The 12,114-nt window shown below is 36.4% G+C and carries 11 protein-coding genes; 4 read left to right on the forward strand and 7 right to left on the reverse strand.

Annotated features, from left to right (window positions below; genetic code table 11):
- Nucleotides 1-36 precede the first annotated feature (36 nt).
- The 7 genes from J7K93_14190 to J7K93_14220 form a co-directional block, all read right to left on the reverse strand.
- Nucleotides 37-1,218, reverse strand: coding sequence for an MFS transporter (locus J7K93_14190; protein ID MCD6118150.1), 1,182 nt, complete (start codon nucleotides 1,216-1,218; stop codon nucleotides 37-39).
- Nucleotides 1,215-3,287 (reverse strand): M23 family metallopeptidase, encoded by a 2,073-nt coding sequence (locus tag J7K93_14195; protein ID MCD6118151.1) that lies wholly within the window; start codon nucleotides 3,285-3,287, stop codon nucleotides 1,215-1,217. Before J7K93_14195 ends, J7K93_14190 begins: the two co-directional genes overlap by 4 nt.
- A 120-nt stretch (nucleotides 3,288-3,407) precedes the next feature.
- Complete coding sequence (locus J7K93_14200) at nucleotides 3,408-4,292, reverse strand: DMT family transporter (GenBank protein MCD6118152.1); 885 nt, start codon at nucleotides 4,290-4,292, stop codon at nucleotides 3,408-3,410.
- Nucleotides 4,293-4,309: 17 nt separating this feature from the next.
- Nucleotides 4,310-4,663: a hypothetical protein gene (locus J7K93_14205; protein MCD6118153.1), complete on the reverse strand. Its 354-nt coding sequence runs from the start codon at nucleotides 4,661-4,663 to the stop codon at nucleotides 4,310-4,312.
- A 33-nt stretch (nucleotides 4,664-4,696) separates the two neighbouring features.
- A complete protein-coding gene (locus tag J7K93_14210) occupies nucleotides 4,697-5,905 on the reverse strand; it encodes a cation:proton antiporter (GenBank protein ID MCD6118154.1) in 1,209 nt (402 codons plus the stop codon).
- 5 nt (nucleotides 5,906-5,910) lie between these two features.
- Nucleotides 5,911-6,360: a PTS sugar transporter subunit IIA gene (locus J7K93_14215; GenBank protein ID MCD6118155.1), complete on the reverse strand. Its 450-nt coding sequence runs from the start codon at nucleotides 6,358-6,360 to the stop codon at nucleotides 5,911-5,913.
- Between the two features lie 238 nt (nucleotides 6,361-6,598).
- On the reverse strand, nucleotides 6,599-8,680 hold the full coding sequence (locus J7K93_14220; protein MCD6118156.1) for a S46 family peptidase: 2,082 nt from the start codon (nucleotides 8,678-8,680) through the stop codon (nucleotides 6,599-6,601).
- Between the two features lie 367 nt (nucleotides 8,681-9,047).
- Between J7K93_14220 and J7K93_14225 the strand changes: the two genes are divergently transcribed.
- The 4 genes from J7K93_14225 (at nucleotide 9,048) to J7K93_14240 (ending at nucleotide 11,860) form a co-directional block, all read left to right on the forward strand.
- A complete protein-coding gene (locus J7K93_14225) occupies nucleotides 9,048-9,848 on the forward strand; it encodes a hypothetical protein (protein ID MCD6118157.1) in 801 nt (266 codons plus the stop codon).
- Nucleotide 9,849: 1 nt separating this feature from the next.
- Nucleotides 9,850-10,707, forward strand: a complete 858-nt coding sequence (locus J7K93_14230; protein MCD6118158.1) for a nucleotidyl transferase AbiEii/AbiGii toxin family protein — start codon at nucleotides 9,850-9,852, stop codon at nucleotides 10,705-10,707.
- Between the two features lie 113 nt (nucleotides 10,708-10,820).
- Nucleotides 10,821-11,333 (forward strand): hypothetical protein, encoded by a 513-nt coding sequence (locus J7K93_14235; GenBank protein MCD6118159.1) that lies wholly within the window; start codon nucleotides 10,821-10,823, stop codon nucleotides 11,331-11,333.
- Nucleotides 11,334-11,335: 2 nt separating this feature from the next.
- Complete coding sequence (locus J7K93_14240; GenBank protein ID MCD6118160.1) at nucleotides 11,336-11,860, forward strand: permease; 525 nt, start codon at nucleotides 11,336-11,338, stop codon at nucleotides 11,858-11,860.
- The last annotated feature ends 254 nt before the right edge of the window (nucleotides 11,861-12,114 follow it).

The raw sequence follows: 12,114 nt of genomic DNA on the forward strand, positions 1-12,114 counted from the left end.
TTACAGGTGCGGGGGATAATTCTCCCGCACATTTTTCTATTTTTGAGGAATAAAAAATATCACACCAAGCCCCAGCAGCATTGCAGCCGAACTTACAAGATATGCCGTGTGCAAACTGTACTTATCACCCAGTATTCCTACAATTACAACAACAATTGATTTTAGTACAAAACTGGAGGCCATGTAAACACCGTTGGCCAATGCTCTGTTTGAAGGAAAACTTTCCTGAACAAGAGCCATTATAACAGGAGTTATTGAGAATGCGGAAAATCCAAGAAGAATGAGCAAGGGGAAGAGAATAAATCCTTTTGAAATTGTAAATAGAAACATAAGTACAGAAGCACTCAAAGTTGATACAATAAGTACACTTCTTCTACTGAATCTATCGCTTAAAGATCCTCCTGAAAGAGCTCCCACCATCCCTGCAGCTTCAAGAAGAGAGAGAGATGCCCCTGCGAAAAAAAGCCCTCCCCCTCTGTCAATCAGATAAGTCGGCAGATAAGTTGTTATTGATGACATCATAAAAGAACGGATAAAAATAAAGACCGAGAGGGGGATCATCACTCTGCGCATTACTGCAATGGCATCCTTCCATGGCAGCCTGTCAGAACTTTGTGTGTGTTCAAGCGTAAGTTTGTTAAACTTTAAATACAGAAACAGGGACATCCCTATTCCGCCGATCATCAGCCAGTAAATATTCCCGAAACCTGCAGCATGAACAGCAGTAACCACAATAACAGGGCCGAGTGCACGCCCCAATTCCCCGCCTACCATCCAGAAACTCATGCCTTTGCCAAGATTACTGCCTGACAATTTTCCTGTGATAACAGGGCCTATCGCATGCATGGCAGCGGAGTTGAATCCTACAAGGATGAGTACAAGAGCAAGCCACCCGAAATTCCCCATAAGCCCTGTAATACTCATTAACGCTGCAGTAATTGCAGGAGCAAAAAATACAATCTTATACAGATTCTTCTTATCTGCCAAATGGCCGATAACAGGCTGAATTAAAGAAGGAGCCTGGGTGAAAACAGAAAGCAGCCCTGCCTCTGCTCTTGTAAGAGAAAGGTTTTCAATAAAAAGCGGTAAAAGTGCCGGAAGAAATCCGGTAAAAGTATCATGCGTCGCATGGCCGGCAGAAAAAGCAGCAACTCCGCTGGTCTTAAATGGCCTTATATCTTTGCTGTTTTGATTATCCGGTATTTTATTATTATTCATTTTTTAATCCTATTCTTTCTTCCTGTAATGTAAAAACTTCTCTTCACTTCGCTCGCATTTCCGGCCCTATCAGTAATTTTTATACGTAATTTGTGCCAGCCATGTTTTAAATATCTGCGGATAACTGCTTTTGCTCTGTTGTTTTCAGGATCATACTCAGCAATACATCTTCTTTCGTCAATATAAATTTTATAACTGTTTTCTCCTTTTATTCCGGAAAGATCCTCAACAAATTTTACATAAACAGCAGGTATCGGCCTCCTGATGATACTCCTGTCCGCAGGTACAATTTTAATAATTTTCGGAGCAATAGTATCCCTTAATACTGCAAAAGTACCTAGGTTTGATACATATCCTGATAAACTGCCTTTCTTAAATCTTCGGCTTATAAATATTTTCTCCCGGCCGTCCAGCCTGTAAATAGCAGATTTACGATCTTCCGAATACATCCAGGGCACTGAAAACCGGATTAAAGCCCGCTTTGCAAGAGGCTCATCATAAGGATTAATTCTGTACTTTTTCCCTATAAAAAAGCCGTAAGGAGCTTGATCAGCTGGTTCTACAGAAGCTGCACATAACGTATAAAAACTTCCCGGAGAAAATGAAACACTGCATACACCGTCCTCCGAAACAACACTGCCTCCTTTATCCCTTGATACAAAAAACAGGCCAAGAGAATCAGAAACTGTATGAACCTTATCATTAAATACAGCAGAAGCAGTGCAGTACAGATAAGAGTCTTTTATATCGTCAAGAGGGATAATGCCGAAATATTCCGACGGGCTTTTTTTTATAAGGCGCACATAACGGAAATCCCAGGTATTTACCATGACCGTAAGAATAGGAACATTTTCAAAAACATCGGAGGAAATCAACCTGAATCTTAAATTTGCATTAAAAATACAATGGCTTAATGTCATATTAATTTCAGGGTTAGTGTTTCCCGTTTTTGACGAATCTGCTGCGAGAGAATAGTCTGCAGTTTTATTATTATTTTGAACTATAATCTTCCCTGAAACTTCCGAAAAATTTCCTGAAAAATCTTCTGCTCTGATTTTAAAAAAATGTTTCCCGCTTTTTAAAATAATACTGTAAAAATTATAATCTGATTTCTGTCCATCACCGCATAAAATTATTCCCGCACCCGGGTTAGATATCTTATAAAACGGAAGCTTCTTGCCGTAACTAACGTAAAGGTTGTTATAAAGACCGTAATGATTTTTCCTAAGGTAAAAATTTCTGTCTAAATCAATAAAACGGGTCATCTGGAACGGTATTGTGTCATATTTGGCTGAAAAAACATTCTTCCCGTCAACACTAAGCTTATATGAAAAGACAGAATACTTATTCTGCGATATCTCTGAATAATCAAATGCTTTTATTGAAAATCCTATAGCGCCCCTTGCAATAATAGGTTCTGAAATAGTGTATAAAGATTTTCCGGCCTTTTCTGCTTTATATATTTTAGGCAGAATATCGCCGTAAATCCGCGCACTTGAACATAGAGGTATCACAGCAACGCTTGATATTTGAGGAGGCTCCAAATCACTTATATAAGAATTGAGGGAAAAAAGAGGATTCACAGGCAGGTTCAATGAATCTCTCAGCTCAAAATGGAGGTGGGGATAACCTATGCCTGTGCTGCCTGTATAACCAATAACATCTTTCTTTGATACACGAATAAGGTTTCTATGAAAATTCACAAATATGGAATAACGTTTTTGTCTCTCCTGCTTTTCCTCTACAAAAGGTAATATTCTGTCACAAAAACGGGAAAGATGTGCAAAAACAGCAGTCATGCCATTATCAAGCTTAAGATATAAAACCTTTCCGTAACCATGGGGTGAGATTGCAATCCTGGCAATATATCCGCTGCTGACAGCATAAACTGGATAACCCTCCCTACCCCACGTTTTTATATCAATACCTGAATGAAAATGGCCAGGCCTGTACTCGCCGAAAGTTGAAGTTAAAATATGGCTTGCATTGGTAGGCCACATAAGGACTGTCTGGGGGAAAAGCGTACTAAAGTGAATGAAAATTATTATAAAAACTATAAACCGTTTCATGAATATGTTCATATTTTTAAAATTACTGCCAAATTGAGATAAAGAATATAAAAAAGATTCTCCATATTTCCAAGAAATCTCAAGCTCTCAATCAGAAGAATTTAAATAATGTTAAAATATTTACTGCACTGGAATAATTTCCGATTTAACAGATATGTAAACTGCAATACTGATTATTATCAGGCCGCCAAATATAACTCGCAGATGCGGTACCTCATGCAGAATCAAAAAAGCTCCTGCGATTCCATATACCGGTTCAAGGCTTGTAATAATGCTTGCCTTTTGTGCACTGACTTTTTTTAAGCTGTAGATGTAGAGTGTATGTGCTATTCCTGTAAACACAACTCCCAATAACATCAGCAGCCACAGATTATTATAACTAATTGAATAATTACGAATCAGCAGGAATGGAATGAGTACAACAAAAGCAGCTGCATCTTGAAACAGAGCAATTAAAACCGGATTAATTGACTGAACATACTTTCTGTTGAGTACAGTAATAACTCCGAATGTAAATCCTGACAAAGTTCCCCATGCAACACCTTTTGTAATATTATTCGAGAAATTATAATCCGGAACAATAAGAAAAACTGCGCATAGAACCAACCCTGCAAAAAGGAAGTGGATTGCTTTTATTTTAGTCTTGAAGAATAACGGCTCAAGAAACACAACAAACACAGGAAAAGTAGAAAAAGAGATAAGTCCGATTGATACGGACGATATGCTGATTGAATAAAAGAATGATCCCCAATGCAGTGCCAGAACAACACCTGTAATAGAGAGCATAAAATATGTTTGCAGAGGAATTTTAATAGTTTTCTTATAAAAAAGAATTATGACACTTAGAAAGATTGATGCAAAAAAAACTCTTCCTGCAACAATAACAAGCGGTTCCATGTTAAGTCTGCCGAAAATTCCTGCAAATCCGAAAAGAATAACTGAAAGGTGAAGAACCGCAATATTGTTCAAAGAACCTGTTTTAAAATTTCTATATTGTTTTTTCAAAAACAAGCTCTTTTTAGTCAGACATCTTGCTTTTGCCAGTCAACTTCATTGCCGACAACTCTTACTGCAGGAAGTGCAATAAGCTGAAGAATGTGCTCATTTTTAATATCAATATCAGCTTCTTCCAAAAGCTGTACAAAAGACTCCACCCGATCCATATCTTCCACAGTTGCAGTAATAAGCATAGAATACCGCTGCTGATCATTCTCCGAAGGGACAAGCCCGCTGAATAGCGGATAATCATGTCCGAGAATTTTCTCAAGATTCATCCCCTCAAAAGTACATCCATCCTCTATACCGCAGGATGTCAGCGCTAAAAGGATATCATCCTTATATTCGGTTTTGAAAAGGTGTATGACAATAAGAAACATCTAATCGTTCCTCCGTTAAACTCTTAATAAAGGTCACTCCTGCCTTTCACCGGCTTTTGTTAAAGCCCATTTTGTCAATACAGGGCCCAAAACCTCAGTTATAATTGTAGTAAACAGCAATATATTTATTACAAGAACGGCAAGATTTGTACCTGCTTCTCCAAAATCCCCTCCACCGAATTCTTTCTTTACAACTATAGCAAGAGCAATTGCAACACCTACCTGAGGCACAAGAGCAAAACCTATATATTTTCTGACAGTATGCTGTGCCTTGCCAACTATTGCTCCGAGACTTGCTCCCCCTACTTTACCTATGATTCTTGCAAGAAGATAAATTAAACCCATAAATCCTATTTTGGGGAAAAGCCCTATGTTCAAATGCGCTCCGGCAAATATAAAGAAGTATGCAAAAAACAGCGGTGATAATGTCTCTGCAATTTTTGTACTTCTGTTTGTCAGCATGGCATTCATATTTGTCACACCTACTCCAAATGACATTGCAGCAAGAAGACTTGATAAATGAAATTGGTGTGCAATACCAAGAGTGAAAAGAAGGAATCCTGACAAGCCGAGAAGCAGTTCATCAGGAAACCGGACTTTTCGGAAAAGCAGTACATAAACAATGCTGGATACAAGCCCAAGTGATATTGCTGATAATATTTCTACAACCGGTGCCGCAATAACACTAACAATAGACATGTGAGTAGCCATCATCATATTTTTTGCAACAATAGAAGCAAACACAAAAATAATCAGAGCAAAAGCATCGTCAATTCCCACAACTGCAAGAATTGTAGATGTTAACGGCCCTTTTGCTTTATACTGCTGAATAACATAAACCGTTGCAGCCGGGGCAGTTGCAGATGAAACAGCTCCCATAATTAAAGCTTGATATATTTTACTGGGGTCCATAATGTAAATCGAGACTGAAACAATAATAAAAGCACCGACAGATTCAAAAAGTGCAATAAGTATTATAGACTTTCCAAGTTGCTTGAAGACCGATTTTCTGAGTTCAGACCCTATTGTAAACCCGATAATTCCCAGTGCAAAATCATTAACAATATCAAGCCTGTCCAGGATCTCAAGATGAAATATTTTCAGAACTGATATTCCGAGTATCACACCTGAAATAACATATCCGGTTACAATCGGCAGTCCGATTTTGCTTGTACCACGTTTGGCAAAAAACGCAACAATAGATGCTATTGCAAGATAAAGTAAAGTATTTAATTGTCCCATGGTTTCTACAGCTTATTAAAGATGTTTAATACTTCTTCCGGAGATTTTGCAGCAAGCAGTTTCTCCCGCCTGTCCTTCTTCTTTAGTACAAGAATTATCTTGGAAAGAATCTGGAGATAAACCCGGTGCTGATGCTCTGCACCTGCTATAAGAAATATTAATCTTACAGGTTTATTATCTATCGTTCCCCAGTCAATTCCTTTTTTTGTAATTCCTATACCTATTACAATATCAGAGACAGTATCTATTTTTACATGGGGAATTGCTATTCCAAGGCCTATTCCTGTACTCATTAAATTCTCTCTATCGAAAACTGCTTTTTTAAATGCTTTATTATCTTCGATTTTCGGAGATTTGCTTAAAAGAGCTGCCATAGTATTCAATGCCGATTTTTTATCATCTTCTTCCAAAAATGTAACAAATAAAGGATCAAGATAATCTTTCAAATATACCATTAAACCATACCTCCCGGTAAATTGTTTTCACGGCTAAATAATACAACAATTTTTTACAATAGCAACTAAAATCTTGGCTAATAAAAAAAAAATTAATATTTCTTAAAAATCAAGATATTGATTCTCACTAACAATTACCTGTGTTAGTGAAAAAAGGGGGTTAAGAAAAAAAATCCGCTGTCCGATATTATATAATATATAATAATTCGGACAGCGGATATAAAATCAAACAGCCAGGTTACTTGCCTTCAAGTTCGTCAGCAAGCTTGCCTGCATCGAACAATTTGCGAAGAGCTTCGGAAATATATGCTGTATGTACTGCAACAGCACGGTTCTTTATATCATCATACATAAACCTTCCCGGAAGACTCTCTATATTCCCATCAAAGATAAGTCCCACAACCTCAGCTTCTTTATTTATAACCGGAGATCCTGAATTTCCGCCAATAATATCACAGCTGCTCACAAAATTAACCGGAGTAGAAAGATCAAGTTTGTCTTTTCTGTCCCAGAATCGTTGAGGCAGCTTGTACGGGCCTTTGTTGTCAAAGCTTAAAGCCCTGTCATAAAGACCGTAAAGAGTGGTTTTGTAAGGAGCTTTTGTACCATTCATGGGGTATCCTTTTACTGCCCCATACGATAAGCGAAGTGTAAATGTTGCATCAGGATATATATCCTTGCCATAAATTTCAAACCTTGCTTTGGCAATTTTCTCAGTTGCAACATTAAATATACTCTCCATGTGTTCTTTGTTCCACTTTATATTGTCCCTCAAAATCGGATCAATCCTGCGCGCCAGAACAATGAGAGGGTCCTTACATTTTTTAACTGCTTTTTCTCCGCCTTCAATAAGTTTCTTTCGGAAATTAACATCGCATAGTTTTGTATTGGCTACAAGATATTTTGATATTTCCTCAGGAGTTTTATTTTCCAGGACAGCTTTAATAAACGGATCGTCTCTGCCAAGGCCTTTTAGAGAGAGCTTAAGGCTCCACGCAAAATTAGCTTCTTCCAAATCTTTGTATATTGGGGCTGGCGAAAATAGTCTGAATTTAAGATTTTCAAGCTGAGCATCATGATATCCGTTCAAACGGTCTGAATCCGGCTTTTTTACTTCAGCAACATATCTTACAATACTTGTTGCAATTCCGGAAAGCCTTGAACCGAACAGGGATTGATAAAACTGTTTTACAATCCTGTCCTGATCAGTTGACATCAGCTTTTCAATTGTTGTCCATGCATCTCCGTATTTTTTCTGAAGTTCAGGATCTGTAGCAATTTTTGCCCTGAGAGCATCTTCCTGTTTTTTATAATTATTCATTAATGTTGAATCAAGGAGACCCTCATATTCTCCGGTCATAGCCTTTTTCCCATTCTCAAGGCCAAAAATTCTTATAAGCGCCCGCCTCTGCTGCTCAGGGCCTTTTTTTGAATAATCTCTTAACATTACAATCCACGATTTAATAAGATCCAGAACCATGGGGTATCTGAAATCTCTCTGGTACTCAAGCTGGGCAAAGGTAAACAGCCTGTCTGTTGAGCCCGGGTTACCTGATACAAAAACTAACTCGTTATCCCCTGCTCCGGCCTTGTTCCATTTGAAATAGTTATTGGATTTAAATGGTTTGCCATTTTCATAAACTCTGAAAAATGCAACATCAAGATCATATCTCGGATATGTGAAATTATCAAAATCTCCGCCATAATATGCTGCCTGGCGTTCGGGAGCAAAAACAAGGCGCACATCAGTATATTTCTTGTACCTGTACAGCCAGTACTCGCCGCCGTGATACAGAGAAACAACATTTGACCGAAGGCCTGTTTTATCTTTACTCTCTTTTTCTATCTCTGCGATAACAGCCTCTTTTGCTTTTAAAGCATCCTGAGCACTCATTCCCTCTTTTACCACAGCTTTGACTCTTGAGGTTACATCTTCCACAGATATTAGAACATTAACTTCAAGGTCAGAGCTTTTCAGTTCATCCTTGTAAGTCGGAGCATAAAATCCTGTTGCAACGTAATTTTTTTCTGCAGTAGAAATTTTCTGAAGCTGGCCTACTGCAACATGATGATTTGTCATTACAAGCCCGTCAGGACTGACAAACGAACCTGACCCGCCGTCCATAAAACGTACACTTGCAAGCCTGACATGATCTAACCACTCCTGAGTAGGTTTAAATCCGTATTTCTCCATCAATCGCTTAACAGGAGGATTGTCAAATGTCCACATTCCCTCGTCCGGTGATGCAAAAACCGCTGAAACAAGTAAAGTAACAGCAATAATTAACACCGCCCGCAGTAATTTCTTTCTTTTCTGCATACCAATCTCCTCTTGATAGATTTTACTCTGTTTTCCGTCCCTTATAATTAACAGACGTTTTTCTGAGCAATAAGTTTCATTTTTACATTTAACATATGTTGTACGAATATATAAAATATTTGTTTCAAATGGTACAATTTTATATATTATAGTGATTTATTTCTCAAAAGCCATAATTGTTCTATGTTTTATTAGAATTAAAGGAGAAAAAAATAAATAATATCATTAAGAAAAAAATTTTCTTTTACCGCTGGATTGTGAAGAAAAAGAATATTAATTCACTTGCATTTAGTTATATTTATATTTACCTTACCAAACATGTAACAATAAGACATAAATTTCAGGTCTTTTAAATACATAAAAAGCAATGGCAAACAGCGTTTACATATCAACAAATTTAACAAAAAATCAGCTTGTTTTCATACAGCTGCTGAATGACAACGAAATTGAATATTTTACTATTTATGACATTGAAGAACGACTGAACCGTAAATTTTGCAATATAAACGAAGTGCTGGAAAATCTGGTTCAAAAAAATTTTATTTATCGTCTTCAAAAAGGATATTACGCTGTTAAAAATTTTAATAATCCGAATGTAATAGGGACATTTATTTCCAAAAACAGTGCTGTTGCTTATTGGTCTGCCTTGAATACACACAGTCTTACTTCACGCTTTCCCAACAAAGTATTTATTCAAACAACAAAGCGTAAAAAAAATAAAACAATATTAGGTGTGAATTATAAATTTGTAACAATCACAGATAGAAAAAGAACAGGCATAACAAATATCGGCTACGGCAACAACCGCTACCCAATAACTGACATCGAAAAAACAATCATTGATTGTTTCGATCTGCCAAAATATTCCGGTGGTTTTGATTTACTGATTGGATCATTTGCACAGGCAAAACTAAACAGTAAAAAAATGATCAAATATTCCAAAGCGATAAATAATATCTCAGCTATAAAAAGACTTGGTTTTTTATCCGAGTTGCTGAATAAAAGAGGATTACAGGCATTTATAAAGTATGCAAAACTTATGGTAAACAATAAATATAATTTAATTGATTCCACAGGCGGCGAGTGCGGAGAATTTGTTTCAAGCTGGCGGTTAAGATTAAATGTAAGCAGAGATAAAATTTTTAACCTTAGTAAAGAATTTTATTAAAATGATCTTGAAAAAGGAAATAACGGACAAATCTGTTGAATGGAAAGTTCCTCCGGATACGGTTGATAAAGATTGGGTATTGGGACATTTTCTTTCAGCATTTTATTCAATTGATGAGAATAAAGAAAAATTGCTTTTTAAAGGCGGAACTGCTATTCGCAAATGTTACTTTCCATATTACCGATTCTCCGAAGATCTTGATTTTACTTCAAGTACTGAGAATTACAAATTGACAAAGAAAATACTGAACAAGGTAACTGATACAGTAAAAAATAATTCCGGAATTCTCTTTCATCTTCACAAAATTTCCGAACTCAGATACAAAGACATGCTGACCGGTTATCAGGCAAAGTTAAAATACTGGGGAGCCAATCATTCCAAAAATCAGGAACCACCCAATCCAAACAGATGGATGACCAGCATTAAAGTGGAAATTACTCTATATGAAAAAATTGTATTTAATCCTGAATTAAAAAAACAGCTTCATCCTTATTCGGATTTGATCTTAAAAGATACAGGTAAAATACCCTGTTACAATTTGAAAGAGGTTGTTGCAGAAAAAATCAGAGCGCTAATTCAGCGCTCATACACAGCTCCACGCGATTATTACGATATTTATAAATTGAGTAATTCGTTTACTAAAAAAGATTGGAAAGAGATAAAATCAGCTTTTTTAGAAAAGGCGAAATTTAAGGGTTTAGAATATAAAAACTCTGAACAGCTAATAAATCCAAAATCAACAAAAATAATTAAATCTGCATGGGAAAGCAGTTTGAGACATCAAATACCAGCAACTGACCTGCCCAATGTGGATGATGTTGTTCAGAATTTGACAGAATTGTTTAAAAAAAACTTATAAAACATGTAAAATAATTTAATCCTAAATACAGGAGAAGATATAACTTATTGATTTAAGAACAATTCAACAATTAACGCTTAGACTGAAAATAATTGTATGCAACAGGGATAGAAATGAAAATTCCTAATAAAAACATACCAAGCCCTTCCGCAGAAAAAAACAACATAAGCGGAGCAAACAGAATGATGCCAAATAAAAAAATGAAAAATATGGATTTTAAGCAAGCATTCATCTCTTCAGGAAAAAATCTTTTTTATGCTATTCCAATGATTGCAGGAATACTGTTTCTTTTCGGATTCATACAGGTTTTTCTTCCTTCAGATGCAATGGCAAAACTTTTTTCCGGAAACATAATTACTGACGCACTGGTAAGCGCAGTAACAGGCAGTATAATAACAGGAAATCCCATAAACAGCTATATTATAGGAGGAGAACTGCTTAAACAGAATGTAAGTTTTTTTGCAGTAACAATATTTATTACTGCATGGGTGACAGTCGGTGTTGTTCAGCTTCCTGCAGAAATAGATTTCCTCGGTAAGAAATTTGCAATTTTAAGAAATTTGACATCTCTGGTTCTTGCAATAGCAGTTTCAGCATTAATTGTAATTACATGGAAAATTCTTTGAAAATGGAAAAAACAAAAAACAAACACCAAAGCAGGTTAATATTCTTTCTTATTGTAGTTCTCTTATACATAATTTCTTTTCTTGTTGACAGTGGGAGAACAGAAAAAGCTGTTATGCACAGTCTTCTTTTAATTGTAAAAATCCTGCCTGTTCTTGTTCTTGTTTTTCTTTTTATGGGGTTAATAAATTTTTTCATCCGGCCCTCAAAATATGTAAAACTCTTCGGCAAAGAGTCCGGATTAAAGGGATGGGCTATTGCCCTTGTACTCGGAGTAATCAGCCACGGATCGGTTTATGTCTGGTATCCCATGCTCGGCGAATTGCAGGAACATGGTATGAGGCCGGCTTTAACAGCTGCTTTTATATACAGCAGATCAATCAAAATTCCGCTTTTGCCAATGATGATTCTTTATTTCGGGTGGAAATATACGGTTATTTTTATTGTTTATATTCTGATTGCCTCAGTATTTGAAGGTTTTATAATGGAAAAACTGATGACAAAAAAAATGGATTTGCCCTGGAAATAATGGTTCCGTTTTGAATTGGGTAGGTAATATGCAAAAAAGAGCAAAGATCAATGAGTTCATTCTAAAAACAATGGAAATCAAACCTGTACGCAATAAGGTTCATAGTCGTATATGAAATTAAATATTTTAGTCAACTACCACCGTTAGAAACGGTGGCTTGTAAAAAACCCTGAAAGGTGCAACTATTCCAAATTATCAATATCCAAACAAGTTCTGTTCCTTTTCTCTCTCTTTCTTCTCTTGATATTTTACAT

The organism is bacterium (assembly GCA_021158245.1).
Lineage (GTDB): Bacteria > Zhuqueibacterota > QNDG01 > QNDG01 > QNDG01 > QNDG01.

What these genes read in the sequence shown, in the direction of transcription:
- J7K93_14190 (MCD6118150.1), bottom strand. Translation starts at nt 1,218, where the DNA reads ATGAATAATAATAAAATACCGGATAATCAAAACAGCAAAGATATAAGG.
- J7K93_14195 (MCD6118151.1), bottom strand. Translation starts at nt 3,287, where the DNA reads ATGAAACGGTTTATAGTTTTTATAATAATTTTCATTCACTTTAGTACG.
- J7K93_14205 (MCD6118153.1), bottom strand. Translation starts at nt 4,663, where the DNA reads ATGTTTCTTATTGTCATACACCTTTTCAAAACCGAATATAAGGATGAT.
- J7K93_14210 (MCD6118154.1), bottom strand. Translation starts at nt 5,905, where the DNA reads ATGGGACAATTAAATACTTTACTTTATCTTGCAATAGCATCTATTGTT.
- J7K93_14215 (MCD6118155.1), bottom strand. Translation starts at nt 6,360, where the DNA reads ATGGTATATTTGAAAGATTATCTTGATCCTTTATTTGTTACATTTTTG.
- J7K93_14220 (MCD6118156.1), bottom strand. Translation starts at nt 8,680, where the DNA reads ATGCAGAAAAGAAAGAAATTACTGCGGGCGGTGTTAATTATTGCTGTT.
- J7K93_14225 (MCD6118157.1), top strand. Translation starts at nt 9,048, where the DNA reads ATGGCAAACAGCGTTTACATATCAACAAATTTAACAAAAAATCAGCTT.
- J7K93_14230 (MCD6118158.1), top strand. Translation starts at nt 9,850, where the DNA reads ATGATCTTGAAAAAGGAAATAACGGACAAATCTGTTGAATGGAAAGTT.
- J7K93_14235 (MCD6118159.1), top strand. Translation starts at nt 10,821, where the DNA reads ATGAAAATTCCTAATAAAAACATACCAAGCCCTTCCGCAGAAAAAAAC.
- J7K93_14240 (MCD6118160.1), top strand. Translation starts at nt 11,336, where the DNA reads ATGGAAAAAACAAAAAACAAACACCAAAGCAGGTTAATATTCTTTCTT.